Here is a 25,625-nt window from a genome sequence, read left to right on the forward strand (position 1 = left end):
TCAACCACGTCGCGCGTGCCGCTACCCCGTTGCCCGTCACCGCGCGGCGCGCGCCGTGCGCTCCACGACACGCACTACACGCGGCGCATCGTCGACACCAGCGCCGCGTCCTCGCCGGGCTCGGCCGGCCGCGCGTGCGCGGAGTCGCGCTTCGGCTGCTGCGCGCCGAGTCCCGTGCCGCCCGTGCGCCGCCGCGTTGCATGCCGCTCGATAACCCGCTGCAGCACGCAGAACACGCACAGCAGCGCGCCGATCACGATCCGCGTCCACCACGAACTCAACGTGCCGTCGAACGTGATCAGCACCTGGATCGTGCCGAGGATGCCGACGCCGAACACCGAGCCGATCACGTAGCCCACGCCGCCCGTGAGCAGCGTGCCGCCAATCACCGTCGCGGCGATCGCGTCGAGCTCCATCCCCTGCGCCTGCAGCCCGTAGCCCGACAACACGTACATCGTGAACACCACGCCGCCGAGCGCCGAGCACAGCCCGCTCAGCGCATAGACGCCGATCTTCGTGCGCGCGACCGGCAGCCCCATCAGCAGCGCCGAACGCTCGTTGCCGCCGATCGCATACACGTTGCGGCCGAACCGCGTGAAATGCGCGACGTAGATCGCGACGGCCAGCGTCGCGAGCGCGATCAGCGCGCCCGCGCTCAGCGTGCCGCCGCCGACCGGCACGCTGACGCCCGCGATCGCATGAAACGTCGGCTCGTTGATCGTGATCGATTGCGTCGTGATCAGGAAGCATGCGCCGCGCGCGAGAAACATCCCGGCCAGCGTGACGATGAACGGCTGCAGCCGGAAGTAATGAATCAGCGCACCCATCGCCGCGCCGTACAGCGCGCCGAACGCGAGCACCAGCGGCACGATCACCCACACGGGCCAGTGCAGCCGCTCGGCGCCGACCGCGCAGAAGATCGTTGTTAGCGCAACGACCGAGCCGACCGACAGGTCGATGCCGCCCGACACGATCACGAACGTCATGCCGATCGCGACGATCAGCAGGAACGCGTTGTCGACGAGCAAGCCGGTCAGCACCTGCATCGAGAAAAATCCCGTGTACATCACGGATCCGAAGCCGAACAGCGCGGCGAACAGCACGATCGTCACGACGATCGGCAGCGTGCGCGGGTCGGCGAGCCGGCCAAGGAATCGGGTCATCGGGGCGTGGCTCCGGAGGTGGCGCGCGAACGCGCGGAAGGCAGCAGCCGCGACGCGTGCCGGACCACGAGCGCGCGCGCCGCGTCCGACTGGATCAGCGTCACGACGATCACGACGACCGCCTTGACGACCAGCGTCGCCTCCGGCGGCACGCCGATCGAATAGGTCGTGTAGGTCAGCGTCTGGATGATCAGCGCGCCGAGCACCGAGCCGGCGAGGCTGAAGCGGCCGCCGAGCAGCGACGTGCCGCCGAGCGTCACCGCGAGGATCGCGTCGAGTTCGAGCAGCAGCCCCGCGTTGTTGCCGTCGGCGCTGCGCACGTTGGAACTCGCGAGGATGCCCGCGACCGCCGACATCACGCCGGAGCACAGGTACACGCCGAACACGACCGCGCCCGAGCGCAGCCCGACGAGCCGCGTGGCGACCGGGTTCACGCCGATCGCGCGGATGAACAGCCCGAGCGCCGTGCGGTTCACCAGCAGCGCGGTCGCGGCGATCGTCGCGAGCGCGATCCACACCGAGCACGGCACCGTCGCCAGATAGCCGCCGCCGAGCGCGAGATAGCCGGGCGCGCCGATCGGAATGATCTGGCCGCCCGTCAGCAGTTGCGCGATGCCGCGGCCGGCCACCATCAGGATCAGCGTCGCGATGATCGGCTGCATCCCGACGAACGCGACGAGCAGGCCGTTCCACGCGCCCGCGAGCAGCCCGACGCCGAGCGCGGCGGCCAGCGCCGTGCCGACCCGCGACGGATCGGCCTCGAGCACGATCGCCGCGGCCGCGCCTGCGATCGCGACGATTGCGCCGACGGAAATGTCGATCCCGCGCGTCGCGATCACGAGCGTCATCCCGAGCGACACGATCACGAGCGGCGCCGCACGGTTCAGGATGTCGATCGGCGCGCCGAACAGGTGGCCGTCGAGCAGCGCGATCGACAGGAAGCCCGGACGATGCGCGACGTCGAGCGCGAACAGCAGCGCAAGCGTCAGCACCGGCCACGCAAGCGGATGACGAAACAGCGTGCGCACACGCATCATGACTGGCCTCCCGCGATCAGCCGGTAAACCTGCTCTTCGGACGCGTCGGCGCCGGTCAGTTCGGCGGCCTTGCGCCGGTCGCGCAGCACCGCGATCCGGTGGCTCACGCGCACGACCTCGCCGATCTCCGACGAGATGAACAGGATCGCGAGCCCGGTCGCGCACAGCGCGAGCACGCGCTCCATGATGTCGAACTTCGCGGCGACGTCGATGCCGCGCGTCGGCTCGTCGAGAATCAGCAGCTTCGGGTCCGTCGCGAGCCAGCGCGCGAGCAGCACCTTCTGCTGGTTGCCGCCCGACAGCAGCCCGATCGGCTGCTCCGCGTCGCGCGCCTTGATGCCGAGCCGCGCAATATACGTATCGGCGATCTCGCGCTGGCGCGCGCGCCCGATCAGCCGCCACCAGCCGCGCCGCGCCTGCAGCGCGAGGACGATGTTCTCGCGGATCGACAGCGCGGCGACGATACCTTCCTTCTTGCGGTCTTCCGGGCAATACGCGATCCCGTGCCGGACCGCATCGTGCGGCGACGCAAGCCGCTTGCGCGCGCCGTCGATCTCGATCGCGCCGGTGTCGGTGCGCTCCGCGGCGAACGCGAGCTGCGCGGTTTCCGTGCGCCCCGAGCCGAGCAGCCCGGCCAGCCCGACGATTTCGCCGGGCCGCACGTCGAGATCGAGCGGGCTCATCATCCCGCGCCGGCCGACCTGCCGCATCGACAGGAACGGCGAGGCAGTGCCGGCCGCGCGCTCGACCGCGGCGGCGCCCGCCTGCAGCGTGTCGGACATCCGTTCGCGGCCGGTCATCTTCGCGACCAGCACGTCGACCGGCAGGTCGCGCGCCAGGTACTCGCCTTCGCGCTCGCCGTTGCGCATCACGGTGATCCGGTCGGACACCGCATAGGTCTGCTCGAGGAAATGCGTGACGAACAGGATCGCGATGCCCGACGCCTTCAGCCGGCGCAACACGTCGAACAGCCGCGCGACCTCGCCGTCGTCGAGGCTCGACGTCGGCTCGTCGAGTATCAGCACGCGCGCATCGACGGAAACCGCACGCGCGATCGCGACCATCTGCTGCACCGCGATCGGATACGCGTCGAGCGAGCGCGTGACGTCGAGCGACAGGTCGAGTTCGGCCAGCGCGGCGCGCGAGCGCGCATGGATCGCGTTCCAGTCGATCGCGCCGCGCCGCATCGGCTGCCGGCCCGCGAAGATGTTCTCGGCGACCGACAGGTTCGCGCACAGGTTCACTTCCTGATACAGCGTCTGGATCCCGGCCGCCTCGGCCTCGCGCGGTGCGGCGAAGCGCACCGGCTCGCCGCCGACGCGAATCTCGCCCGCGTCGTGCGCATGCACGCCGGTGAGCACGTTGATCAGCGTCGACTTGCCCGCGCCGTTCTGGCCCATCAGCGCGTGGATCTCGCCCGGAAACAGCCGGAAGCTCACGCGCTGCAGCGCGCTGACGCCCGGAAACGCCTTGTCGATGCCGATCATCTCGACCACCGGCGGATGCGTCATGAACCCTCCCTCGAAGCCGTCGCCGTCGCCGGCGCCGCCCGTGCGGACCATGTCAGTATTTGCGGGTCGGCAGCACCTGCGCCGCGACGCTCATCGGGAACACCGTCTCGTTCGTCACGATGCGCTTGGGCAGCGGCTTGCCGGCGACGACGTCCTTCACCGCGCTCATCAGCTGCGGGCCGAGCAGCGGGCTGCATTCGACGTCGACGTTGATCTTGCCGGCGATCATCGCCTGGAAGCCGCCCTTCGTCGCATCGAACGACACGACGCTCACGTCCTTGCCGGGCTTGATCCCGGCTTCCTCCATCGCCTGGATCGCGCCGAGCGCCATGTCGTCGTTGTGCGCGTAGACGACGTTGATCTGCTTGCCGTAGGTCTTCGCGAACGCTTCCATCACCTGCTTGCCGCCGGCGAGCGTGAAGTCGCCGCTCTGCGACGCGATCACCTTGAACTTCGGATTGCTTTTGATCACTTCGAGCAGCCCGGCGCGGCGATCGTTGGCCGGCGCCGAGCCGACCGTGCCCTGCAGCTCGACGATGTTGATCGGGCCCGCGTCGTTCTTGTAGCGCTCTTCCATCCAGTGGCCCGCGCGCCGCCCTTCCTCGAGGAAGTCGGAGCCGATCATCGTCACGTACAGCGACGGATCCTTCACGTCGACCGCGCGGTCGGTCAGGATCACCGGGATATGCGCGGCCTTCGCTTCGGTCAGCACGGGCTCCCAGCCCGATTCGACGACCGGCGAGAACGCGATCACGTCGACCTTCTGCGCGATGAACGAGCGGATCGCGCGGATCTGGTTCTCCTGCTTCTGCTGCGCGTCCGAGAATTTCAGGTTGATGCCGGCGTCCTTCGCCGCGCCCTTCACCGACACCGTGTTCGCGGTGCGCCACGCGCTTTCCGCGCCGACCTGCGAGAACCCGAGCGTGATCGGCTTTTGCTGCGCGAATGCGCCGGGCGCGAGTACCGTCGCCGCGGCGACGATCGCACCGGCCGCCAGCTTCCTGATGAATGTCATGGTCCGTCTCCGATGATGTCGTTGTATGCCGCGGCGCTGTTCTGTTTCTGCTTGGCGCGCGCGGTTCAGGGCTGTGCCGGGCAGCGTGTCCGGCCGGCCCGGCCCGGTATGCATGCCCCGGATCAGTCTAGGAACAAGTCCGATAACCTTCCAATGAAATCTTGGATTGAAGCGATATCGGAATCGGCATACGTATAAACACCTAAGCGCGCGGGGGCGCCAGGAGCGGCGGCGGACGACGCGCCGCCCCCGAAACCGGGAACCAGGACGGCCATCGCCGCGGCGCTCGACGAGACTCAGTTCCGGCGGGCCGCCGCCTTCCTGTCAGTCTCGCCGCTCGAATTCGACGCGACGCCGGCGGCATGCGCCCGCGCCGGATTCAACTCGCGCAGCACGCTGGCGCGACCGCCGTCATCATCGGGCAGTCGCGGCATCCCGCGTGCAAACGCCGGCGCGACCGCCGCCGCGAGCAGCGCGGCGATCGCCAGTCGGGAAAGGAACTTCATCGCCCGACTCCCGTTTCACTGCGCGTTGACGGTCGGCACGGACGCCGATGCGGTCGCGGTGCCTTGCTCGCCGTGTGCGATCGCATACAGCTCGCGATTGCGCGCGATCGTCCGCGTGCTCGGCGGATAGTCCCAGTTCGACGTGGGCACGGTGCCGTCGCGCTGCGCCTGGACCAGATCGGCGATCACGTCGGCGCGCGTCAGGCCCGACGACGACGTCTGTGCGAAAGCGGCGACCGGCGTGCCGATTGCGAGTGCGAGCAGCGCGGCGGCTGCGATCAGTCTGCGATTCATGATGAAACTCCCGAGAACGGTTCGATGAGGACGCATCGTCGATGCGCCGCCGGCGGGACCGCGGATGCGTTTTCGCCGCCTGACGCATTCATTCTGGCGATCGCGGCCGGCGCGACGCTGACCGGCGGATGACAATTTCGAAATCTGCGGCACCGCACGCAGATAACAGCTTCGTAATCTTCGAGTCAGGGCCAGGTCAACGCGGCATCGTCAGACTGCAGGCTCGTCGCATCGAATGCGGCCCCCCTTGCCCTGCTTCGAGGAAAACATCATGTGGATCGTCCGGCTGGCATTACGCAGGCCCTATACGTTCGTCGTGCTCGCGCTGCTGATCTTCATCGCGGGACCGCTCGCGCTCCTGCGCACGCCGACCGATATCTTTCCGAACATCGACATCCCGGTCGTCAGCATCGTCTGGTCGTACAACGGCTTCTCCGCCGAGGACATGGCCAAGCGCATCACGTCGAACTACGAGCGTGCGCTCACGTCCGACGTCGACGACATCGAGCACATCGAGTCGCAGTCGCTGAACGGCGTGTCGGTCGTGAAGATCTTCTTCCACCCCGGCGCGGACATCAATCGCGCGATCGCGGAAGCCGCGAGCAATTCAGCGTCGATCCTGCGGATCCTGCCGCCCGGCACGCTGCCGCCGAACATCATCACGTACAACGCATCGACGGTGCCGATCCTGCAGCTCGGGCTGTCGAGCGACACGCTCGCCGAGCAGCAGCTCTACGACCTCGGCAACAGCTTCATCCGCACGCAGCTCGCGACCGTGCAGGGCGCGGCCGTGCCACTGCCGTTCGGCGGCAAGATCCGCCAGATCGTCGTCGATCTCGATACGCGCGCGCTGCAGGCGAAGGGGCTCGCGCCGATCGACGTCGTGAACGCAATCAACGCGCAGAACCTGATCCTGCCCGGCGGCACCGCGAAAATCGGCACGCGCGAATACAACGTGCAGATGAACGGCAGCACGCAGACGGTCGCCGCGCTGAACAACCTGCCGGTGAAGACGATCGGCGGCAGCGTCGTCTATGTGCGCGACGTCGCGCACGTTCGCGACGGCTACGCGCCGCAGACCAACATCGTGCGCGCCGACGGCAAGCGCGCGGCGCTGCTGACCGTCGAGAAGACCGGCAGCGCGTCGACGCTGACGATCATCGACCAGGTCAAGGCGATGCTGCCGAAGATCGAGGCCGGCCTGCCGAAGGCGCTGCACATCTCCGCGCTCGGCGACCAGTCGGTGTTCGTGAAAGCGGCGATCCAGGGCGTCGTGCGCGAGGCGCTGATCGCCGCGTGCCTCACCGCGCTGATGATCCTGCTGTTCCTCGGCAGCTGGCGCGCGACGCTGATCATCGCGGTATCGATTCCGCTCGCGGTGCTCACGTCGCTGCTCGCGCTCGCCGCGCTCGGCCAGACGATCAACATCATGACGCTCGGCGGGCTCGCGCTCGCGGTCGGGATTCTCGTCGACGATGCCACCGTCGCGATCGAGAACATCACGCATCACCTCGAACGCGGCGCGCCGCTCGAAGACGCGATCCTGACCGGCGCGGGCGAGATCGCGGTGCCGACCTTCGTGTCGACGCTGTCGATCTGCATCGTGTTCGTGCCGATGTTCCTGCTCACGGGCGTCGCGCGCTACCTGTTCGTGCCGATGGCCGAGGCGGTGATCTTCGCGATGGTCGCGTCGTATTTCTTCTCGCGCACGCTGGTGCCGACGCTCGCGATGGCGCTGATGCGCGCGAAGGGGCACGGCCGGCCGCCGCGCGGCGTGTTCGCTCGGATCGCGCGTTTCCAGGCCGCGTTCGAGCATCGCTTCGAGTCGGTCCGGCTGCGCTATCGCGCACTGCTGTCGGCGGCGATCGCGCGCCGCCGCCGTTTCGCGGCCGCGTTCCTGCTCGCATGCGCCGCATCGACCGCGCTGTTCGCGTTCGCCGGGCAGGATTTCTTCCCGTCGGTCGACACCGGCGAGATCCGCCTGCACCTGCGCGCGCCGACCGGCACGCGGATCGAGGAAACCGCGCGCCTGACCGACGAAGTGGAAGCGCGCATCCACGACGTGATTCCCGCGAACGACATCGCGAGCGTGCTCGACAACATCGGCGTGCCGGTGAGCGGGATCAACCTCACGTACGACTCGTCCGACCCGATCGGCACCGAGGACGCCGACGTGATGATCACGCTGAAGCCGAATCATGCGCCGACCGCCGCCTACGTCGCGAAGCTGCGCAACCTGCTCGCGCAGTCGTTCCCCGGCGTGACGTTCGCGTTCCTGCCGGCCGACATCGTCAGCCAGATCCTCAACTTCGGGCTGCCCGCGCCGATCGACATCCAGATCGTCGGCAACAAGCTCGACCAGAACCGCGCGGTCGCGAACGCGCTGCTCGCGAAGCTGCGCGGCGTGCGCGGCCTCGTCGACGCGCGCATCCAGCAGCCCGGCGACGAGCCGGCCATCAACGTGAACGTGGACCGCACCAAGGCGATCCAGGCCGGCCTCGAACAGCGCGACGTCGCGCAGAACCTGCTGATCGCGCTGTCCGGCAGCTCGCAGACGACGCCGAACTTCTGGCTCGACCCGCGCAACGGCGTCAGCTATCCGCTGCTGGTGCAGACGCCGCAGTATTCGGTCGATTCGCTGCAGGCACTCGCGAACGTGCCGCTGCCGGCGGGTACCGCGCGTTCGCCGCAGACGCCGGCCGGCGGCCCGGCGGCCGGCGCGCCCGCGCAGAACCTGCTCGGCTCGCTCGGCAGCTTCTCGCGCGCGACGCAGCAGGCGGTCGTCTCGCACTACAACGTGCAGCCGGTGCTCGACATCTTCGCGTCGGTGCAGGGGCGCGATCTCGGCGGCGTCACGGCCGACGTGACGAAGCTCGTCGACGATGCGCGCGCGCAGTTGCCGCCCGGTTCGTCGATCGTGCTGCGCGGCCAGGTGCAGGCGATGCACGAGTCGTTTGCCGGGCTGCTCGGCGGCCTCGCGCTCGCGATCTCGCTCGTCTACCTGCTGATGGTCGTCAACTTCCAGTCGTGGCTCGACCCGCTCGCGATCGTCGGCGGCCTGCCCGCGTCGCTCGCCGGCATCGCATGGATGCTGTTCGTCACGCGCACGACGCTGTCGGTGCCCGCGCTGACCGGCACGATCCTGTGCATCGGCATCGCGACCGCGAACAGCATCCTCGTCGTCAACGCGGCACGCGAGCTGATGGCGGGCGGCGCGCCGCCTTGGCAGGCCGCGCTCGACGCGGGTTTCAGCCGCTTCCGCCCGGTCGTGATGACCGCGCTCGCGATGCTGATCGGCATGCTGCCGATGGCACTCGGCCTCGGCGACGGCGGCGAACAGAACGCGCCGCTCGGCCGCGCGGTGATCGGCGGGTTGGCGTTCGGCACGCTGTCGACGCTGCTGTTCGTGCCCGTCGTGTTCGGCTTCATCCATGCATGGCTCGACCGGCGCCGCGATGCGGCCGCCGCACGCCGCGCGCAGGAAACGCCGGCATTGCGCTGATCGCGACTTAACCTCGATTCCCTTCGACTCGCCCGACCCGGAACCCATCATGAACGACTCGACCGAACCTCTCGCCCCGCCGCCGGCCGCCGAAGCGGACACGGCACCGTCAACCGCGCGCGACACGGCGCCCGACACTTCGCCGCCCCGTCGCGGCCGCAAGCTGGCCGTCCCGCTCGTCGCGATCGCGGCGGCCGCCGCGCTGCTGGCCGCCGGCATCGTGCCGCGCATCGACGCGCGCGCCGCGCAGCGCGTGCAGGTCGCCGCCCAGCAGGCACTGCCGGTGTCGGTGATCCTGCCGGGCACGGCGCCCACCGACCAGACGCTGACGCTGCCGGGCGCGGTGATGCCGTACGCGGAAGCATCGATCTATGCGCGCACGAGCGGCTATATCGCGCACTGGAGCACCGACATCGGCGCGCACGTGAAAGCCGGGCAGACGCTCGCGCAGATCACGGCACCCGACCTCGACGCGCAGTTGCGGCAGGCGCGCGCCGACGCGGCGACCGCGCAGGCGAACTACGACTACGCGAAATCGACCGCGCAGCGCTGGCAGGACATGCTGAAGACGCAATCGGTATCGCAGCAGGACACCGACACGAAGGTCGCCGACATGAACGCGAAGCGCGCAATGCTGGCCTCCGCGCAGGCGAACGTCGCGCACCTGACCGAGCTGGTGTCGTACGAATCGGTCGCGGCGCCGTTCGACGGCGTGATCACCGCGCGCAACGTCGACGTCGGCACGCTCGTCACCGCGGGCGGCACGCCGGGCAGCCCCGGCCTGTCCGGCGAGCTGTTCCATCTCGAACAGACCGGCACGCTGCGCGTGTTCGTCGACGTGCCGCAGGACAGCGCGGCAGGCGTGACGACCGGGACCGCCGTCTACCTGACCACGCAGCAGTATCCGGGGCGGCGCTTCGCCGCGCGCGTCGCGCGCAGCGCGGGCGCGATCGATCCGGTCACGCGCACGCTGCGCGTCGAGATCGACGTCGACAACGGCGACGGCGCGCTGCTGCCCGGCGCGTATGCGCAGGCGCACCTGCTCGTGCCGAGCGCGGCCCCGGCGTTCGAGCTGCCCGTCAGCGCGCTGCTGTTCCGGCCGAACGGCGTGACGGTCGCGACCGTCGCCGCGAACGGCACCACCGCGCTGAAGACCGTGCAGATCGGCCGCGATTTCGGCACGCGCGTCGAGATCGTGTCGGGGCTCGCCGCGAGCGATCGCGTGATCGACAACCCGGGCGATTCGATTGCCGCCGGCGAAACCGTGAAGATCGTGTCGGCCGCACCGGCGGTGCAGACTGGCCCGGCAACCGGCGCAGCGGCAGCGCCCGGCGCGGCTGCGTCGACGCCTGCCGCCGTCGCGGCGCCGGCTTCGATACCGGCGGCAGCTTCAACGCCCGTTCGCGGCTGATCCGTTCACGAACACTCACGAGATACCCATCATGCGCTTCCTCCGTCCGCTTCCGTTCACCCGCCGCGTCGTCGCGCTCGGCGTCGCCGCCGCGTTGTCCGCGTTGTCCGCGTGCTCGACATTGCCGCCCTATTCGCCGCCCGCCGTCGCCGTGCCCGCGCACTATGCGGGCGTACCGGCATCGGGCATACCGGCATCGGGCATACCGGCTGCGAACGCCCCCGCCGCCCAGCCGGGCTGGAACGTCGCGGCGCCGGCCGATGCCGCGCCGCGCGGCGCATGGTGGACCGTCTTCGACGATGCCGACCTGAACGCGCTCGAAGCGCGTGTCGACGTGTCGAACCAGACCGTGAAGAAAGCCGTCGCCGATCTCCAGCAGGCGCGCGCGATGGTCGACTACCAGCATGCGGGGCTCCTGCCGACCGTCACGGCCGGCGTTGCGCAGAGCCGCGCGCGCCTGTCGCAGAACAAGCTCGGCTCGTCGCTCGCCGGCAAGACGACGCCCGACTATCAGGCCGGCGTGGCCGCGAGCTGGGAACCCGACCTGTTCGGCCGCGTGCGCGACGCGGTGACGGGCGCGCAGGCGAACGCCGACGCGAGCGCGGCCGACCTGCAGGCCGTGAAGCTGTCGGTCACGGCCACGCTCGCGACCGACTATTTCGCGCTGCGCTCGCTCGATACGCAGAAGCAGCTGCTCGACGATACGGTGCGTGCGTATGCGGACGCGCTGACGCTGCTGAAACAGCAGCTCGCGGCCGGCGCGATCGACGCGTCGGCCGTCGCGCAGGCCACGACGCAACTCGAAGCGACGCGCACGCAGGACACCGACATCGATGCGTCGCGTGCGCAGCTCCAGCACGCGATCGCGACGCTGGTCGGCGAAAGCGCGTCGACGTTCGCGCTGCCGCCGCGCGTGCAATCGTTCGACGTGCCGGCGATCCCGGCCGGCGTGCCGTCGCAACTGCTCGAACGGCGGCCCGACATCGCGGCGGCCGAGCGCCGCGTCGCGGCCGCGAACGCGCAGATCGGCGAGGCCCGCGCCGCGTTTTTTCCCGACCTCGTGCTGTCGGCGAGCGCCGGGCTCGAAAGCTCGTTCTTCGCGCCGTGGCTCACCGCACCGAGCCTGTTCTGGTCGCTCGGCTCGCAGCTCGCCGGCACGCTGTTCGACGGCGGCCGCCGCAGCGCGTCGCTGCGCGGCGCGCATGCGCAATACGACAGTACGGTCGCCGATTACCGGCAAACAGTGCTGGTCGCGTTCCAGCAGGTCGAGGATCAGTTGTCCACGCTCGATGCGCTCGCGTCGGAAGCCGGCAGCCAGCAGCGCGCGACCGATGCGGCCGACCTGTCGCTGCGGCTGACGACCAACCGCTTCAACGCGGGTGCCGTCAGCTACCTCGATGTCGTGACCGCACAGACGATCGCGCTGACGAACCGGCGTCTGTCGGATCAGATCGCCGCGCGCCGGATGGAGGCGGCAGTCGGGTTGCTGACCGCGCTGGGTGGCGGCTGGCATACCGGTGCAGATGCGGGTGCGGACGCAACCGCCGCCGCGCACACGGCCACTACGCCGTCGGCGTCTTGATGAACGTCAGGATGAACCGCGTGCCGGCCGCATCGCTCTCGACGCGTGCGGTGCCGCCGTGCAGTTCCATCACCGAACGGACGATCGCGAGGCCGAGCCCGGCCGTGCCGCCCGGCACGCCGCCGCTGCGCGCGGGGTCGCCGCGCACGAAGCGGTCGAAGATGCGCGGCAGCAGCGCGGGATCGATCGGTTCGCCCGGGTTCGAGACGGCCACGTACACCGCGTCCGCCGTTTCGTCGACGCGCAGCACGATCACGCCGCCCGCCGGCGTATAGCGCAGTGCGTTCGCGAGCAGGTTGCTGACCGCGCGGCGGAACAGCTCGAGATCGGCGGTCAGCCGGCCGTGCCCGTCGACGCGCAGCGTCGAGCCGGCTTCGTCCGCAAGCCCTTCGAAATAACCGGCGATGCGCTCCAGTTCGTCGTGCACGTCGAAGGCGCGCTGCCGCGTGACGAAGCCGGGATGCTCGGCGCGCGCGAGAAACAGCACGTTCTCGATCATCCGCGCGAGACGGTCGTATTCCTCGAGATTCGATTCGAGCAGCGCCTGGTATTCGTCCGCGGAACGCGGCCGCGCCAATGCCACCTCGGTCGCGCCGCGCATGTTGTTCAACGGCGTGCGCAGGTCGTGTGCGAGATCCGCGCTGAATTGCGACAGGTGCCCGAACGCCTGCTGCAGGCGGCCGAGCATCGCGTTCTGCGCGTCGACCAGCGCCGTCAGCTCGCGCGGCGCGCGCGATGCATCGAGCCGCGTATCGAGCTTGTCGACGGTGATCCGGCCCGTGTTCGCGACGATCTCGCGCAGCGGCGCGAGCGCCTTGCGGATCAGCCAGTAGCTGAGCAGCATCGCGAACAGCGCGCCCAGGCCGCCGGCGATCTTGAGCTTGTTGCGGTAGCCGTCGAGCAGTTCGGCGCGATCGCTCATGTTGCGTGCGATCGCGATCCGGATCTTCGTCCCGTCGCGCAACGCGGCCTCGGTGACGACGCCGCGCACGGGCGTGCCGCCGTCGGCGGTCCACGTCACGATCCGGTCGGCGGTAATCCGTTCGTTCGCGGGCACCGGCGTCGCGTGCGGCGGAAACAGTTCGGCATCGGGCAGCGCCGGCAGCGCCGGCGACGATGCGCCGGCTGCCGTCCCGGGCAGATCCCCGAGCGCGGTCCGCTCGACGTTGTGGCGCGCGAGTACGCTGCCCTGCCCGTCGACGACGGCCAGCGACAGCGCCTCGTTGCCGAGCACCTGGCTCGTCAGCCGGTCCGCATGCGCGCGCACCGCGTCGAGCGAATCGAGTTCGCCCGCCAGCCGGCGCGTATGCCGCGCGGCGAGCACGATGTCGAGGTCGTCCTGCGTGCTCACCTGCCGCTCGAGGCCGGTGTACACGTATGTGCCGACGAGCGCGAATACGGCAAGCAGGGTCGCGCCGAACCCGAGCGCGAGCGTCGCGCCAAGCGAGCGGCCGAGCGTCATGCGGCTTCCTTCGGTTCGAGCACGTAACCGACGCCGCGCACCGTATGAATCAGCTTGACCGCGAACTCGTCGTCGATCTTCGCGCGCAGCCGGCGAATCGCGACCTCGACGACGTTGGTATCGCTGTCGAAATTCATGTCCCACACGTACGACGCGATCTGCGTGCGGCTCAGCACTTCGCCCTGCCTGCGCGCGAGCAACTGCAGCAGCGAGAATTCGCGCGGCGTCAGGTCGATCCTCGCCGTGCCGCGCTTCACGCGGCGGCGCACGACGTCGATCTCCAGGTCGCCCACCGAAATGCGCTCCGTCTCGCGCGGCGGCCCGCGGCGCGCGAGCGTGCGGATCCGCGCGAGCAGTTCGACGAACGCGAACGGCTTCACGAGGTAGTCGTCCGCGCCGAGTTCGAGTCCGTGCACGCGGTCCTGCACGTCGTCGCGCGCGGTCAGGAACAGCACGGGCGTCGCGTGCGTGTCGCGCAGCCGCTTGAGCACGCTCCAGCCGTCGAGCACGGGCAGCATCACGTCGAGCACGATCACGTCGTAGCTCTCTTCCTGCGCGAGTGTCAGGCCCTCGCCGCCGTCCTTCGCGAGATCGACGCTGAAGCCGGACTCCTCGAGCCCTTTCTTCAGGTACGCGCCGGTCTTCGGTTCGTCTTCGACTATCAGGATGCGCATCATCGGCTCCGTCGCATTCGGTGGTGACATGCGCCGATGTTACCGGGAAACGGGGCGGGCGAACCGCAGCGCGCAAGCGCGCCACGGCCGGATTACGAAACCGTAATCGGCGGGTCAGGGTGGTGACTGCCGCGGCGGCCAGAATTCGAAGCGTGGGCCCATCCCCACTCGCCCGTTCACTCATCCGTCCAGGAGCCATCATGAAACTCGTCGCCGCTTTCGTCGTTGCCACGCTGAGCCTGCCGTTCGGCGCGCAGGCCTTTGCCCAGTCCACGCAGGCGCCGCTCACGCGCGCCGAGGTGCGCCAGCAACTGATCGATGCCGAAGCCGACGGCCTGCTGCCGTCGAACCGGAACGACTATCCGCCGTCGCACGCGGAGATCGCGCGAAATCGCCAGATTTACGCGATCCAGCATCACGACGCGACGCCGATCGCGACGGCTTCGGCCGGAACTTGATCCCGGCATGTCACCGGCATCCGGCCGACAGCCGGATGTCGTGCCGGCCCGCGATGCACGCGCACCCGACGCCAAGGCCGGCGCACTGGCCCGTTTCTTCATCGCCACGCCATCCGAAGGCCAACTGGCGCGCGCCGGTCGAACGATCGCGCCAGGCACGCCGCGGGTTCGACTATGGCGCGTTCTTCGCGACCGGCATCCGCTGCTGTTCTTCAGCGACCTGACGATTCCGATGCACGACGCGCCGGCATGGCTGAAGGCTGTGCTCGCGTTCCTGCCGACCAACCAGTTCGCCGTCGCGCTGCGCGGCGCGCTGGTCGACGGCGCGCCGTACGCGCAACTCGCGCCGCAACTGCTCGGCATGGCCGCGAGCACGGCGCTGTTCCTGTTCGCCGCCGCGCGGCTGTTCCGCTGGCATGACGCATGACGCGTCGCCCGCCGTTTCGACGAAGGCGAAAACCCGGATGAAATCGACCAATCCCATAACCGACTACCTTCTGCACGCGAGCAATTTCCTGCCGGCGATCGTGTTCCTGTTCTACGGTCGGCTCGGGCCCGAACAGCCGGACGTGCGCTGGACGCACGCGTTCCTGATCGGCGGCGTGCTCGCGCTCGTGTCGCCTGCGGGTAGCCGCCTATGGGGAGAGGAACTCGGGCCGGCCGCGATGCTCATCTGCGTGCTGGTGGTCGGCATCGTGCATACCGCTTGGTCGGACGGCGGTTTCGTTGACGGCACGTTCGCGTTCGAGCGCGCGTTCGGCGAGCTGCTGTCGGCGTTCGAATTCATGTCGGCCGCCGCGGTCGGCTGCGTTGTGGCCGCGTTTCCGGCGTTGCGCGCTCCGTTCGCGGCAGACGATGCCGCGTGCTACGCGCTCGTCGAGATCGCGACCGGCATGCCGGGGCTCGATGCGCTGCTCGACGAGCGCACCGTCGCGATGCTCGACGCGCTCGCGAACGAACGCGTGGTGCTCGACGCGGCCTGTGCGCCGGCGGAACGGTTCTGGCGGATCCGCGACGCGCTGCCGGTCGCGGTCGCGCAAGAAGGCATCCCGCTGTCGTTCGACGTGTCGTTTCCGCGCGGTGCGCTGGCTGCATTCGTCGCCGACGCGGAACAATGGCTGGCCGCGGCGCATCCGTCGCTGCGCTGTCACGCGTTCGGCCATTTCGGCGACGGCGGCTGCCATCTCGTCGTATCGATCCCGCACGCCGGCGCGCAACGGTACGGGCCGCTGCAGCAGGTTGCGCTGCGCGGCGCGCTGTACGACCGCGTCGTGCGCGCGGGCGGGTGCTTCAGCGCGGAACATGGCGTCGGGCCGGTGAACGTCGCGTACTACCGCAAACATGTGCCGGCTTCACATCGGCAGGTCGCCGCCGCCGTCCAGCACGCGATCGACCCGCTGGGTCTGATCGGGCGTGTCCGCTACTGACGCGCCGTATCGAGGCGCCATGGAGAATTCAGATGATGTTTCGACGCCCGCCCGGCCCGGGCACCGCTTCCGAACCGGACGCCGATCAACCGTTCTCCGGTATCCCGGCCACGCTGCCCGACTCGGGCGTCGTGGTCAACGTGCGCGGCGTCGCGCATGTGATCAAGTTGCCGCCGCGCGACCACGCGCGCCCGGCGCTGTGGCGCGATCTTGCGCAATGGCGCGACGGGCGGCCGGATGATGGGGCGCCGTGCGATGCGGTCGATCCGGATGCGTCGGTCGACACATAGGCCATGCTCGCGGCGAGCGGCACGACAGCGTGTCGTCGTGTTCATGCGTCTTCAGGTAAAGCCAAGGCAACCGCACATGCAACTGCGGCGCCGGACAACCTCGGTCGTCCGGCGCCGCGACGGGTGAAGACAAGCGCAACGCGCGATCAGAACACCGCGTGCCCGCTGATGACGCTCGGCAGCCAGGTCGAGAAGAACGGCATGTACGTGACGATGTTGATCGCACTGAAGATCGCGAGGTAGTACGGCCACGCCATCTTCGTGGTCTCGCCGATCGACACGTTGCCGATCGCGCACCCGACGAACTGCACCGAGCCGATCGGCGGATGCACGAGGCCGAGCGAGCAGTTCAGCAGCAGCATGATCCCGAACTGCACCGGCCCGACGCCGCACGCCATCGCGATCGGCAGGAACAGCGGCGTCGTGATCAGGATGTGCGCGGCCATGTCGACGAACGTGCCGAGGAACACCTGGATGATGTTGATGTACAGCAGCATCAGCCAAGGCGCTGCGGTCGACTGCTTCAGCAGCCCTTCGATCGCATCCGGGATCTCCAGGTACGACATCTGGAAGCGCAGCATGTTGGACACCGCGATCAGCAGCAGCACGACACCCGTCGTACGCGCCGCATGCGACAGCGCGCGGCGCAGCTTCTCGACCGTCAGCGTGCGGTAGACGATCGCGGTCAGCACGAGCGAGTACACGACGGCGATCGCGGCCGCTTCGGTCGCGGTTGCAATCCCCTTCGCGACGCACACGAGGATGATCGCGATCACCATCAGCCCCGGCACCGCGCCGACGAAGCTGCGCAGCACCGCATACCAGCCGGGAAACGCGGGCAGCGCGGACGAGCCGTCCGCACGGCGCGGATAGCCGTGACGCACGGCCTGCCAGTACGCGGCCGCGAGCACGAAGCCCATCACCCACAGCACGGGCAGCAGCCCCGAGAACAGCAGGTCGCCGATCGACACGCCGCTCACCGGCTGGCCGTGCAGCATCCCCGTGATCCCCTGCGCGGCGAACGCATAGATGATCATGTTGGTCGACGTCGGCATCAGCGCGCCGGCGAGCGACGCATGCGTCGTCACGTTGACCGCGTACGCGGCGCTGTAGCCTTCGCGCTTCATCAGCGGAATCACCACGCCGCCCATCGCCGACGTATCGGCGGTCGGCGAGCCCGACACGCCGCCGAACAGCGTGCACGCGACGACGTTCGCCATCCCGAGGCCGCCGCGGAAATGGCCGACGGTCGCCTGCGCGAAGCGCAGGATCCGGTCCGCGATGCCGCCGTGCAGCATCAGCTCGCCTGAGAAGATGAAGAACGGCACCGCGAGGAACGAGAACGCATTCATCCCCGAGATCATCGCCTGCATCGCGGTCGCGATCGGCAAGCCTTCGACCATATAGGTCAGCACGCAGGCTATCCCGAGCGCGAACGACACGGGCACGCCGAGCACGAGGAAAATCAGAAAACTGACGGACAGGATCGCGAGTTCCATGGCGTTATTGTCCCGACGAAGAACGACGAAGCGCGAGCAGGTGCTCGAGCGAGAAAAGGATGATCGCGACCGCCGCGGGCATCGTGATCAGGTAGCGCACGCCTTCGGGCAGCCCGATGATCGGAATGCGGTCGCCCATCGTCTCGGCGGCCATGCTGCCGCAGCCGACCATGATCGCGATCGCGAACGCGATCAGGCTCAGGTGCTGGATCGCGACGACCACGGTGCGCGCGTTCGGCGGCAGCCGACGCACGAGCGAATCGAGGCCGATATGGCCGCCGTCGCGCACCTTCATCGCCGCACCGAACATCGCGATCACGATCACCAGCAGCAGCGCGATCGGCTCGACGAAATCCGGCGCGTTCTCGAACACATAGCGCATCACCACCGCGTAGAACACCAGCACCGTGAGCACCGCGAGACAGGCCGACGCGATCACGGCCAGCACGCGGAACAGCACGTCGTTCACGCAGCGCAGGAACGGCGCGGCGTGCGGCCGCGCCGGCGCCGCGCCGTCCGGGGCGGCGGCCGGCGAACCAGCGGTGGCCGCGCCGTTCAGGGAAGTGCGACGCGTCACTTGGTCGCCTCGATCTCGTCGACGATCTGCTTCATCTGCGGCGTCTTTTCATACTTCGTCCACAGCGGCTGCATCGCCTTCACGAACGCCGCGCGGTCGATCTGCGCGGCCGGCAGGATCTTCGCGCCACCCTTCGCCACCGCCTGCTGCGCGGACGCCTCGCGCGCGGTCCACAGCTTCTGGTAGTACGGCACCGAATCGGCCGCCGCCTTCCTGATCGCCGCCTGCTCCTGCGGCGACAGCGTGTCCCAGATCTTCTTCGAGAACACCAGCACTTCAGGCGTCATCGCGTGCTGCGTCTCCGAATAGTCGGGCGCCACTTCGTAGTGCTTCGTTTCCTCGTACGACGGCAGGTTGTTTTCCGCCGCGTCGACGAGGCCCGTCTTCAGGCCCGTGTACACCTCGGCGAACGGCATCGGCGTCGGCGTGCCGCCCATCGCCCTGATCTCGTCGACCATCAGGTCGGACGGTTGCACGCGCACCTTCAGCCCCTTCATGTCGGCCGGCGTGCGCACCGGGCGCTTCGCGTAGATCGAGCGCGCGCCGCTCTCGTAGAACGTCAGCGCGATCATCCCCTTCGCGGTGAACGCATCGAGGATCTTCTGGCCGGCCGGGCCGTACATCGCCTTGCGGAAATGATCGACGTCGCGGAACAGGAACGGGAACGACGGGATCAGCGATTCCGGCACGATCTCGTTGAACGACGCGCCGTTCACGCGCGCCATGTCGATCGCGCCGATCCGGACCTGGTCGACCGTGTCCTTTTCGGAACCGAGCGCGCTGTTGCCGAACACCTTGATCGAATCCTTGCCGCCCGTCTGCTTCGACAGCTCGTCGCCCATGAACTTCACCGCCATGTTGGTCGGGAAGTTGTCGCCGTGCACGTCCGCCGAGCGGAACACGCGCGCCTGCGCGGACATCGCGAAGCCGGCCAGCAGCGCGACGGCCAGTGCGGTACGGGAACCGGTGAATCGATGCTTCATGGTGAGTCTCCTTGATGGTCGTTCGTTGTCGTGCGGCGATCCGTCGGCATGCGCGTTCGTCGGCGATGCGCTCTCCCCTGAGCCGCAGAGTCATACGTCGTATGATGTGTTGACGCGAATGTACGTCGGTTAATCGTTTAACTCACTTGGTGCATACCCCTATAACCACTGCCGCCGGGGGTTTTCGGCAGAAGCCGGGGAATCGCGTTCTCTGTTCTAGCGGTTTTCGACGAAACGTTTTCCGGAAACGGGTCCGCGTTTGAATCGGGTACCCGCGTGGCCGGTTTCCCGACGCCGGAAAGCAATCTTTCGTTTCGGTTGTCTTCGTTATAGGATGACTGACCACGACACAAGCACGCCCGCGCGCGGCCAAGCGCACGCGCCGGCACACGCATCGTGTGCGGCGGAACGACGAAGGTTCGGGAGGAATCCGTGCAAGCGCGGGCGCTCGCCGCGCCGTCACGTCTGCATGACCAGCGACGTCAGTTGCGCCGCGCGTGCCACATCCGTCTTCGCGTAGATCGATTTGATCTGCGCGCGGACCGTGCCGATCGACACGCCGCGCAGCGCCGCGCATTCCTGCGGCGACAGCCCGTCGCAGCACAGCAGCACGGCGAGATCGGCTTCGGCCGACGACAGCCCGTAGAACACGCGCAGCCGCTGCGCGCGGGCCGCCGGCGAACGCAGGTCGGCGGCCGTCATCAGTGCCGCGACGCCGGGCCGTTCACGCAGGAGGCGCGACTGTTCGGGAATCGGCATCAGCGCGAGCGACAACGGTTCGCCCGTCGCACGGCGCAGCAGCAACCCGCCGCACGCGAACGCGTGCCGCCATTGCGCATCGTCGACGCAGCCTTCCGGCGCGAAGCGCCCGTTCACGATCCGCATCGCCGGTTCCGCCGCGATCAGTTGATCGGCCGCGCGATTCGTATAACGCAGTTCGCGATGCGCGCCGAGCAGGAACACCGGTACCGGAATCGCATCGAGCGCCGATTCCGCTGCGGCCACGCGCGCCTCGAGTTCCCCGATGCGCGCCTGGATCCGCAGCGCGCGGCTGATATGCGTACCCATGATTTCGATCGTGCGGCGCTGATCGTCGGAAAGACCTTGCGATTCGGGGCCGCTCTGTACGCTGAGGAATGCGCCTGCACCCTGTTGGCGATGGATATACAGGCCCGAGATGCTGCCGAGCCCGTAAGGATGCAGGAATTCCTGATAGAACACGCCGTGTGTGCGCTGTCGCGGGGACAGGTGCTTGACGTCCTCGAACCATCGGCCCGCCGGCCAGTTGCCGGCGACCGGCACGACCGGGTCGTACCGGTAGAACTCGGTGTTGTAGGTGTGATAACACGCGGCGACCCACGACGCGTCGTCGCCGGCCGCCTGCTCGATCGCCGGCACCCTCGCCGCGTCGTCGAACGACAGCAGCGTAGCCATGCGCACGCCGACCGTCGATCGCAGCCCGTCCAGCGCCGTTTCCCATCGTTGATCGCCCAGTACCGCAGCATAGATGTCATCGATCCATGCCGATGGAATCAATCCGTTCCGTTGCATCTGGCTACCCCGCGCCGTGCGTTTTTGTCGAACGTCTTGCGCGCATCTTACTCAACCAGCGGCATTGTTCAAATTACCGCTGCGCATTTGATTCGGAATACCACGTTTGTTACCGCTTATCGTCAGACGTAATGGCCATTCTCGACAAGCTTTCGGTTCCTTTCCGCACCAATGACGGACCCTGGCGCTCGACAACGCCGATCGGGATTGCAACGCGCAACCGCGGAATTCATCACGACGCCGGCTATTCATCAGGGTCGGCGTATGTCATGATGCAGCGCATGAAGATTCGAAACGCGACGACCCACCTGCACCATCACCACGGACGCCCTTTGTTGCGCCGTGGATCGTTTCGCATCTAGCACTTGCATCGGGCGCTGTCCCGATCAAGACGACAACCAAGGCGCCTCTGGCGCCTTTTTTGTTTTTTGTCGCCTTAAAAACTTGCTGCGCCGATCAATCGATAACGTACGGAGTGTTTTCAATGCAACGACCGTGGAAGGAAGTGTCCTTGTCGGAATTGCCGCTCAGGGAGGATCTCAGGTTGCAGCACGCGTACGGGGCGCCGCAGCTCGACGTGCCGGTCTGCCTGAACGTCAACGAGAATCCGTATCCGCCGTCGCCATCGCTCGTCGAGCGCATCGTGGCTGCCGTGGCCGACGCGGCGCGGCAGGCGAACCGCTATCCCGACCGCGACTTTGCCGAGCTGCGAACGCATCTGGCCGCCTATCTGACGCACGACACCGGCGTGACGATCGACGCATCGAGTGTCTGGGCAGCCAACGGTTCCAATGAAGTGATCCAGCAGATTCTTCAGGCGTTTGGCGGCCCGGGGCGAGCGGCGCTGGCCTTTACGCCCGCGTATCCGATGTACGACGAATACTGCCGCACGACCTTCACGCGCCTGCATACGTTGCCGCGTACCGAGGATTTCGCACTGGATCTGCATCAGGCGATCGACAGCATCCGCGCGCATCGGCCGAGCGTGATTCTGCTGACGTCGCCGAACAACCCGACCGGAACCGCGCTTCCCGTCGACGATATCCGCGCCATTCTCGACATCGCGCCGGGCGTGGTGGTCGTCGACGAAGCGTATGCGGAGTTCCGGCGCCAAGGCGTCCGCAGCGCGGTGACGCTGCTGCCCGACCATCCGCGGCTCGTCGTTACCCGCACGCTCAGCAAGGCGTTCAAGTTCGCGGGCGGCCGCGTCGGGTATTGCGCATGCGCGCCTGCGATCGTCGAAGCGCTGAAGCTGGTTCGGCTGCCCTATCACCTGTCCGCCTTTACGCAGGCGGCCGCCTGCGCGGCGCTGGTCGCGCGTGACGAGATGCTGTCGCAGGTCGACGCGATCAAGGCCGAGCGCGACGCAATCGTTTGCTGGCTGCGCAGCCAGGGTTTCACCGTGGCCGATTCGGACGCCAACTTCGTGATGTTCGGCAAGTTTGCCGATCGCCACCGGATCTGGAGCGGGCTCCTGCGCCACGGCGTCCTGATTCGCGAGTCCGGCCCGCCGGAATACCTGCGCGTGTCCATCGGCACCGCGGCGGAGATGGCCGCGTTTCGCGCGGCGTTGCTTGCGGTGACGGCGAACGAACCGGCAGCGGACCACGCGGTCGATGGCGCGATGGAGAGCGACGTTTGATGATCGCGTCCATTCGGGTGCGCCGTGCCGGCCACGTCGCCCGTCGCGGCGGGCCGGCGCGTGTCGGTGCGTGTCGGCGCAATGACCAACGATGCGCTTACTTCATCGCCACGTATCGCGATTCCATCTCGTCGATTTTCGCGAGCACCGTTTCGCCGAGCTTTCTGAGGTGACGCGGCACGTCGGGCGTCGACAGCAGTTCCTCGATCCGCCGTCGCCAGTAACTCGGGTGCCTCACGCGTGCGGCGCCCGACATCGACACGTCGTCAGCGATCGTCTCGCTGTCCAGGAGAGCCACCATTCTCTGGATGTGAGAAAGCTCTCGTTCTACATAGTCTCGTGCCAGCATATTGATTGAAATTCCCCGAAATGCGACATCAGGCGTTCCGTCATCAACGCGCCATCGTGCGGCGATGCAGTGAGGCATTGAGGCATTGATGCACCGCACACGTTGCCCGTCAGCGTATGCCCAGCCTGTGTCAGTCGACTGCGTAGGCATTCCCGGCGTTCGACACGGAATGGCAACCCTGTCCGTGCGTTCCGGTTACATCCATCCCCGATGCGCTGCTGCCAATCGTAGGCGGACTGTCCGGCGCCGGCATCCCCAAAAGTGGGGATGCCGGCCGAAATCGGGGAAGTGGCGGTTTCAGGAAATGACGGGAAGCGGAATGGCCGGCGAGCACGTGGCTGCCCGCCGGCGCCGCGGCGCGATCGCGCCCGACTCGAACGGCCTGCCGCCGGTGCGCTGCGGCCGAGGGAGCCGAAAACAGGGATTTTCAGCGTGCACGAACGGATCTCGCCCCGTGCGCGACGGAGCGCGGTTACCGCCGATAAGGCGGCGGCTCGAGTTTGACCGGATCGGGGTTCAGGCGCACCCATGCGACGGCGAACCGGCACAGTTGCGCCGGATCGCCGGACTGGCGCTTGACGTCGTGCACGACCGCTTCCACGTCCGACAAATCGGCCGACGGCAGCGACGTGCCGGTGCGCACGAATGCCGCGAACGCATCGGCCATCTTCCGGAAGTCCGCGTCCCAGTTGCAGCCGCCGTTGTGGTCGAGTTCGTACGCGATGCGGCCCGAGATCCGGATGAGTTCGCCCTGCACCGTCGCTGCATGCCCGGTCCCCGGCACCAGTTGCGTCCACAAAGCCCGATGCTGCTCCTGCCACGTGCCGGCCGCGACGACGATCGGCCGCCGCGCGTCGTGCAGTTGACGGCGCGGCACCGGCGGCACGTCGAACAGCGTGTAGAGCCGCTCCAGCGCGGCGCTGGCCGCATCGACGGACTCCGGGTTGAAGCGCTCGCGCATGAACTCGAAACGCTCGCCGATCTCCGCGACGCTGGTCTGCATGGGCGGCGTCCTCGCCGCGCCGGCGCCGAGCAGCACCTCGGCGAGCGCGACCATGTGTTCCAGATCCGCATTGCCGCAGGTGCGCAGCGCGCGCTCGAGCGGCGTCTGCCCGTCGCGGTTCAACGCGTCGACGCGGGCACCGTGGTCGAGCAGCACGCGGGCGGACTGCGCATTGCGCGAATCGGCCGCCGCGTGCAGTGCGGTGCCGATCGATGCACCGTCATCGTGAACGTCCGCGCCGAGTTCGAGCAGCACGTCGAAACGACTGCGACGGCTGCGGGCGCGCACGTGCAGCGCGGTGTTGCCGTATGCGTCGGCCGCTCCGATATCTGCGCCGCGCGCAACCAGCCAGCGGGCAAGGTCATCGGGGCAACGGTCGAACGACAGTGCCGTCCGTTTGCCGACCCCGCCGCGCGCATTCACGTCGCAGGTGTCGAACACGGCCTGCAGCTTCGCGAGGTTGCCTTCGTCGAGCAACGTTTCGAAGTCCTTCGGTAGCAGCTTCTTTTTTGCTTTCGGCATTGCAAGTCTCCGCCATCGCGGGAACACGCATCATGCATCGGTTGTCTGAATGTGTTTCGCAAGGCTGCCTGCACGTGAAATCCGGCTCGCGGAGCATTAGCTACCGGCATTGCTACGCTGCAACCGGAAAATGAAATCCGCTTCCACCGAAGCACCTTTCGGCAATTGCAGCACGCCGACCGACGAACGCGTATGAACGCCCGCATCGCCGAGCACCGCATATAAAACGTCGGACGCACCATCGGCCACTTCGCTTTGCATCGTGAAGCCGGGTGCGCTCCGCACGTACACGGTGATGCGCGGAACCGTCTCTATCGCATCGAGCGTGCCGCAGTGCTTGCGAATCAGCGACAGCGCACGCAGCGCCGATATTCCCGCCGCACGGCGACCGTCGTCCAGCGAAACGGATTCGCCCACGACGCCGACGAAGTGCACCACGTCCCCCACCCGCGGAATCTGGCCGGCAATATAGGCCGTCCTCCCGTCGACCAGAACCGGCGTGTACTTTCCGCCGATCCTGATTTCCTCGTCCGGATCGAATCCGAATTCGGCCGCAACCTGTATCAGCTTATCGTCTCTGTTCATCAGTGAATTCCCGGATACTTCCGAAAAAAGATAAAGAATAGTTGAGCCTCCCGAGCTTGCCCCGAAAGAGAAAGTCGGCCGCGAACGGCCAAAGGGACGCGACCGGATCGTCCGGCGCTCCCGGGCAATCAAGTACGAATTCACCGAAGCGACGCACTTTTCAGGTGTTCGAAGCAGTCTTGCGCGCCATATCGCTGGTGGAATTCGTAGTCGGCGAGAATTTCCTCATCATTTCCGATTGAAACCGCTATCATATGTGCACACAACCCAACGAGCGATATATGGCAACTTACAAGGAACTGAAAGCCCAAATGGAAGCTTTGGCCGAGAAAGCCGAAGCAGCGCGCGCCGCGGAATTCCAATCGATCGTCGACGACATCCGCGCCAAGGTCGCGGAATTCGGCATTACCGAGAAGGACATTTTCGGCGTACGTCGAGGCCGGTCGGCCAAGCAAGCGGCCGCCCCCGTGCAGGCAAAGTATCGCGACCCGAAGACCGGGGCAACCTGGTCTGGCCGCGGCCGTGCGCCCGCATGGATCAAGGATGCGAAGAATCGCAATCGATTCCTGATCCAGGAATAAG

General features: G+C 67.8%; 23 protein-coding genes and 2 pseudogenes. 10 read left to right on the top strand and 15 right to left on the bottom strand.

Annotated elements, in window-relative coordinates:
• Positions 1 to 74: 74 nt before the first annotated feature.
• The 6 genes from yjfF to AC3WLY_RS14405 form a co-directional block, all read right to left on the bottom strand.
• A complete protein-coding gene (gene yjfF, locus AC3WLY_RS14380; protein WP_492308702.1) occupies positions 75 to 1,163 on the bottom strand; it encodes a galactofuranose ABC transporter, permease protein YjfF in 1,089 nt (362 codons plus the stop codon).
• Entirely contained in the window at positions 1,160 to 2,200 is a 1,041-nt protein-coding gene (locus AC3WLY_RS14385) for an ABC transporter permease (protein ID WP_105393297.1), read from the bottom strand. The genes yjfF and AC3WLY_RS14385 overlap by 4 nt, the downstream gene beginning before the upstream one ends.
• Positions 2,197 to 3,711 (bottom strand): sugar ABC transporter ATP-binding protein, encoded by a 1,515-nt coding sequence (locus AC3WLY_RS14390; RefSeq protein ID WP_492308701.1) that lies wholly within the window; start codon positions 3,709 to 3,711, stop codon positions 2,197 to 2,199. The genes AC3WLY_RS14385 and AC3WLY_RS14390 overlap by 4 nt, the downstream gene beginning before the upstream one ends.
• A 52-nt stretch (positions 3,712 to 3,763) precedes the next feature.
• Positions 3,764 to 4,726: an ABC transporter substrate-binding protein gene (locus tag AC3WLY_RS14395; protein WP_034182440.1), complete on the bottom strand. Its 963-nt coding sequence runs from the start codon at positions 4,724 to 4,726 to the stop codon at positions 3,764 to 3,766.
• A 296-nt stretch (positions 4,727 to 5,022) separates the two neighbouring features.
• Positions 5,023 to 5,232 (bottom strand): hypothetical protein, encoded by a 210-nt coding sequence (locus tag AC3WLY_RS14400; protein WP_492308700.1) that lies wholly within the window; start codon positions 5,230 to 5,232, stop codon positions 5,023 to 5,025.
• Positions 5,233 to 5,247: 15 nt separating this feature from the next.
• The gene (locus AC3WLY_RS14405; RefSeq protein ID WP_492308699.1) at positions 5,248 to 5,526 is read right to left on the bottom strand and encodes a DUF4148 domain-containing protein; all 279 of its coding nucleotides are present in this window, start codon (positions 5,524 to 5,526) and stop codon (positions 5,248 to 5,250) included.
• Positions 5,527 to 5,797: 271 nt separating this feature from the next.
• On the opposite strand from AC3WLY_RS14405, the gene AC3WLY_RS14410 reads away from it, so the two are divergent.
• The 3 genes from AC3WLY_RS14410 to AC3WLY_RS14420 are packed head-to-tail and all read left to right on the top strand — an operon-like array spanning position 5,798 to position 12,021.
• A complete protein-coding gene (locus AC3WLY_RS14410; RefSeq protein ID WP_492308698.1) occupies positions 5,798 to 9,028 on the top strand; it encodes an efflux RND transporter permease subunit in 3,231 nt (1,076 codons plus the stop codon).
• A gap of 49 nt (positions 9,029 to 9,077) precedes the next feature.
• Complete coding sequence (locus tag AC3WLY_RS14415) at positions 9,078 to 10,439, top strand: efflux RND transporter periplasmic adaptor subunit (protein WP_175963421.1); 1,362 nt, start codon at positions 9,078 to 9,080, stop codon at positions 10,437 to 10,439.
• 31 nt (positions 10,440 to 10,470) lie between these two features.
• A complete protein-coding gene (locus AC3WLY_RS14420; RefSeq protein WP_492308697.1) occupies positions 10,471 to 12,021 on the top strand; it encodes an efflux transporter outer membrane subunit in 1,551 nt (516 codons plus the stop codon).
• On the opposite strand, the gene AC3WLY_RS14425 is transcribed toward AC3WLY_RS14420, so the two are convergent.
• On the bottom strand, positions 12,002 to 13,483 hold the full coding sequence (locus AC3WLY_RS14425; RefSeq protein ID WP_425130670.1) for a heavy metal sensor histidine kinase: 1,482 nt from the start codon (positions 13,481 to 13,483) through the stop codon (positions 12,002 to 12,004). The genes AC3WLY_RS14420 and AC3WLY_RS14425 overlap by 20 nt on opposite strands.
• Positions 13,480 to 14,157: a heavy metal response regulator transcription factor gene (locus tag AC3WLY_RS14430; protein ID WP_175963418.1), complete on the bottom strand. Its 678-nt coding sequence runs from the start codon at positions 14,155 to 14,157 to the stop codon at positions 13,480 to 13,482. The genes AC3WLY_RS14425 and AC3WLY_RS14430 overlap by 4 nt, the downstream gene beginning before the upstream one ends.
• Before the next feature lie 200 nt (positions 14,158 to 14,357).
• On the opposite strand from AC3WLY_RS14430, the gene AC3WLY_RS14435 reads away from it, so the two are divergent.
• The 4 genes and pseudogenes from AC3WLY_RS14435 (at position 14,358) to AC3WLY_RS14450 (ending at position 16,332) form a co-directional block, all read left to right on the top strand.
• Positions 14,358 to 14,615: a DUF4148 domain-containing protein gene (locus tag AC3WLY_RS14435; protein WP_072440524.1), complete on the top strand. Its 258-nt coding sequence runs from the start codon at positions 14,358 to 14,360 to the stop codon at positions 14,613 to 14,615.
• Between the two features lie 196 nt (positions 14,616 to 14,811).
• Positions 14,812 to 15,042: pseudogene (locus AC3WLY_RS14440) on the top strand (ABC transporter permease); the annotation flags it as partial.
• 304 nt (positions 15,043 to 15,346) lie between these two features.
• Positions 15,347 to 16,042: pseudogene (locus AC3WLY_RS14445) on the top strand (FAD-linked oxidase C-terminal domain-containing protein); the annotation flags it as partial.
• Positions 16,043 to 16,074: 32 nt separating this feature from the next.
• A complete protein-coding gene (locus AC3WLY_RS14450) occupies positions 16,075 to 16,332 on the top strand; it encodes a hypothetical protein (protein ID WP_175963416.1) in 258 nt (85 codons plus the stop codon).
• A 146-nt stretch (positions 16,333 to 16,478) separates the two neighbouring features.
• Here the strand turns inward: AC3WLY_RS14450 and AC3WLY_RS14455 are convergent, their stop codons facing one another.
• The 4 genes from AC3WLY_RS14455 to AC3WLY_RS14470 all read right to left on the bottom strand — a co-directional run bounded on the left by AC3WLY_RS14455 (position 16,479) and on the right by AC3WLY_RS14470 (position 20,825).
• Positions 16,479 to 17,831 carry a TRAP transporter large permease gene (locus AC3WLY_RS14455; protein WP_072440514.1) on the bottom strand — a complete coding sequence of 451 codons (1,353 nt, stop codon included), beginning with the start codon at positions 17,829 to 17,831 and terminating at the stop codon, positions 16,479 to 16,481.
• Between the two features lie 4 nt (positions 17,832 to 17,835).
• On the bottom strand, positions 17,836 to 18,408 hold the full coding sequence (locus tag AC3WLY_RS14460; RefSeq protein WP_310136152.1) for a TRAP transporter small permease: 573 nt from the start codon (positions 18,406 to 18,408) through the stop codon (positions 17,836 to 17,838).
• Positions 18,405 to 19,391 (bottom strand): TRAP transporter substrate-binding protein, encoded by a 987-nt coding sequence (locus tag AC3WLY_RS14465; RefSeq protein WP_175963414.1) that lies wholly within the window; start codon positions 19,389 to 19,391, stop codon positions 18,405 to 18,407. The genes AC3WLY_RS14460 and AC3WLY_RS14465 overlap by 4 nt, the downstream gene beginning before the upstream one ends.
• 459 nt (positions 19,392 to 19,850) lie before the next feature.
• Positions 19,851 to 20,825: a helix-turn-helix transcriptional regulator gene (locus AC3WLY_RS14470; RefSeq protein WP_244137411.1), complete on the bottom strand. Its 975-nt coding sequence runs from the start codon at positions 20,823 to 20,825 to the stop codon at positions 19,851 to 19,853.
• 92 nt (positions 20,826 to 20,917) lie between these two features.
• Here AC3WLY_RS14470 and AC3WLY_RS14475 point away from each other — a divergent pair, with 92 nt between their 5' ends.
• The gene (locus tag AC3WLY_RS14475; protein WP_492308696.1) at positions 20,918 to 21,304 is read left to right on the top strand and encodes a hypothetical protein; all 387 of its coding nucleotides are present in this window, start codon (positions 20,918 to 20,920) and stop codon (positions 21,302 to 21,304) included.
• A gap of 122 nt (positions 21,305 to 21,426) precedes the next feature.
• Complete coding sequence (locus AC3WLY_RS14480) at positions 21,427 to 22,584, top strand: histidinol-phosphate transaminase (RefSeq protein WP_492308695.1); 1,158 nt, start codon at positions 21,427 to 21,429, stop codon at positions 22,582 to 22,584.
• A gap of 97 nt (positions 22,585 to 22,681) precedes the next feature.
• Here AC3WLY_RS14480 and AC3WLY_RS14485 read toward each other — a convergent pair whose 3' ends face one another.
• From AC3WLY_RS14485 to AC3WLY_RS14495, 3 genes are all read right to left on the bottom strand, one after another.
• On the bottom strand, positions 22,682 to 22,933 hold the full coding sequence (locus AC3WLY_RS14485; RefSeq protein ID WP_425130679.1) for a hypothetical protein: 252 nt from the start codon (positions 22,931 to 22,933) through the stop codon (positions 22,682 to 22,684).
• Positions 22,934 to 23,405: 472 nt separating this feature from the next.
• On the bottom strand, positions 23,406 to 24,458 hold the full coding sequence (locus AC3WLY_RS14490) for an ankyrin repeat domain-containing protein (RefSeq protein ID WP_492308694.1): 1,053 nt from the start codon (positions 24,456 to 24,458) through the stop codon (positions 23,406 to 23,408).
• Positions 24,459 to 24,554: 96 nt separating this feature from the next.
• On the bottom strand, positions 24,555 to 25,043 hold the full coding sequence (locus AC3WLY_RS14495) for a RidA family protein (RefSeq protein WP_175963486.1): 489 nt from the start codon (positions 25,041 to 25,043) through the stop codon (positions 24,555 to 24,557).
• Between the two features lie 281 nt (positions 25,044 to 25,324).
• On the opposite strand from AC3WLY_RS14495, the gene AC3WLY_RS14500 reads away from it, so the two are divergent.
• Positions 25,325 to 25,624, top strand: coding sequence for an H-NS histone family protein (locus AC3WLY_RS14500; protein WP_034182467.1), 300 nt, complete (start codon positions 25,325 to 25,327; stop codon positions 25,622 to 25,624).
• The last annotated feature ends 1 nt before the right edge of the window (position 25,625 follow it).

The sequence above is a fragment of the Burkholderia sp. FW306-1C-G01B genome (assembly GCF_058781685.1).

What these genes read in the sequence shown, in the direction of transcription:
- AC3WLY_RS14415 (WP_175963421.1), top strand. Translation starts at nt 9,078, where the DNA reads ATGAACGACTCGACCGAACCTCTCGCCCCGCCGCCGGCCGCCGAAGCG.
- AC3WLY_RS14410 (WP_492308698.1), top strand. Translation starts at nt 5,798, where the DNA reads ATGTGGATCGTCCGGCTGGCATTACGCAGGCCCTATACGTTCGTCGTG.
- AC3WLY_RS14385 (WP_105393297.1), bottom strand. Translation starts at nt 2,200, where the DNA reads ATGATGCGTGTGCGCACGCTGTTTCGTCATCCGCTTGCGTGGCCGGTG.
- AC3WLY_RS14470 (WP_244137411.1), bottom strand. Translation starts at nt 20,825, where the DNA reads ATGGCTACGCTGCTGTCGTTCGACGACGCGGCGAGGGTGCCGGCGATC.
- AC3WLY_RS14495 (WP_175963486.1), bottom strand. Translation starts at nt 25,043, where the DNA reads ATGAACAGAGACGATAAGCTGATACAGGTTGCGGCCGAATTCGGATTC.
- AC3WLY_RS14420 (WP_492308697.1), top strand. Translation starts at nt 10,471, where the DNA reads ATGCGCTTCCTCCGTCCGCTTCCGTTCACCCGCCGCGTCGTCGCGCTC.
- AC3WLY_RS14465 (WP_175963414.1), bottom strand. Translation starts at nt 19,391, where the DNA reads ATGAAGCATCGATTCACCGGTTCCCGTACCGCACTGGCCGTCGCGCTG.
- AC3WLY_RS14480 (WP_492308695.1), top strand. Translation starts at nt 21,427, where the DNA reads ATGCAACGACCGTGGAAGGAAGTGTCCTTGTCGGAATTGCCGCTCAGG.
- AC3WLY_RS14405 (WP_492308699.1), bottom strand. Translation starts at nt 5,526, where the DNA reads ATGAATCGCAGACTGATCGCAGCCGCCGCGCTGCTCGCACTCGCAATC.
- AC3WLY_RS14400 (WP_492308700.1), bottom strand. Translation starts at nt 5,232, where the DNA reads ATGAAGTTCCTTTCCCGACTGGCGATCGCCGCGCTGCTCGCGGCGGCG.
- AC3WLY_RS14425 (WP_425130670.1), bottom strand. Translation starts at nt 13,483, where the DNA reads ATGACGCTCGGCCGCTCGCTTGGCGCGACGCTCGCGCTCGGGTTCGGC.
- AC3WLY_RS14485 (WP_425130679.1), bottom strand. Translation starts at nt 22,933, where the DNA reads ATGCTGGCACGAGACTATGTAGAACGAGAGCTTTCTCACATCCAGAGA.
- AC3WLY_RS14475 (WP_492308696.1), top strand. Translation starts at nt 20,918, where the DNA reads ATGGAATCAATCCGTTCCGTTGCATCTGGCTACCCCGCGCCGTGCGTT.
- AC3WLY_RS14390 (WP_492308701.1), bottom strand. Translation starts at nt 3,711, where the DNA reads ATGACGCATCCGCCGGTGGTCGAGATGATCGGCATCGACAAGGCGTTT.
- AC3WLY_RS14435 (WP_072440524.1), top strand. Translation starts at nt 14,358, where the DNA reads ATGAAACTCGTCGCCGCTTTCGTCGTTGCCACGCTGAGCCTGCCGTTC.
- AC3WLY_RS14430 (WP_175963418.1), bottom strand. Translation starts at nt 14,157, where the DNA reads ATGCGCATCCTGATAGTCGAAGACGAACCGAAGACCGGCGCGTACCTG.
- AC3WLY_RS14455 (WP_072440514.1), bottom strand. Translation starts at nt 17,831, where the DNA reads ATGGAACTCGCGATCCTGTCCGTCAGTTTTCTGATTTTCCTCGTGCTC.
- yjfF (WP_492308702.1), bottom strand. Translation starts at nt 1,163, where the DNA reads ATGACCCGATTCCTTGGCCGGCTCGCCGACCCGCGCACGCTGCCGATC.
- AC3WLY_RS14395 (WP_034182440.1), bottom strand. Translation starts at nt 4,726, where the DNA reads ATGACATTCATCAGGAAGCTGGCGGCCGGTGCGATCGTCGCCGCGGCG.
- AC3WLY_RS14490 (WP_492308694.1), bottom strand. Translation starts at nt 24,458, where the DNA reads ATGCCGAAAGCAAAAAAGAAGCTGCTACCGAAGGACTTCGAAACGTTG.
- AC3WLY_RS14500 (WP_034182467.1), top strand. Translation starts at nt 25,325, where the DNA reads ATGGCAACTTACAAGGAACTGAAAGCCCAAATGGAAGCTTTGGCCGAG.
- AC3WLY_RS14450 (WP_175963416.1), top strand. Translation starts at nt 16,075, where the DNA reads ATGATGTTTCGACGCCCGCCCGGCCCGGGCACCGCTTCCGAACCGGAC.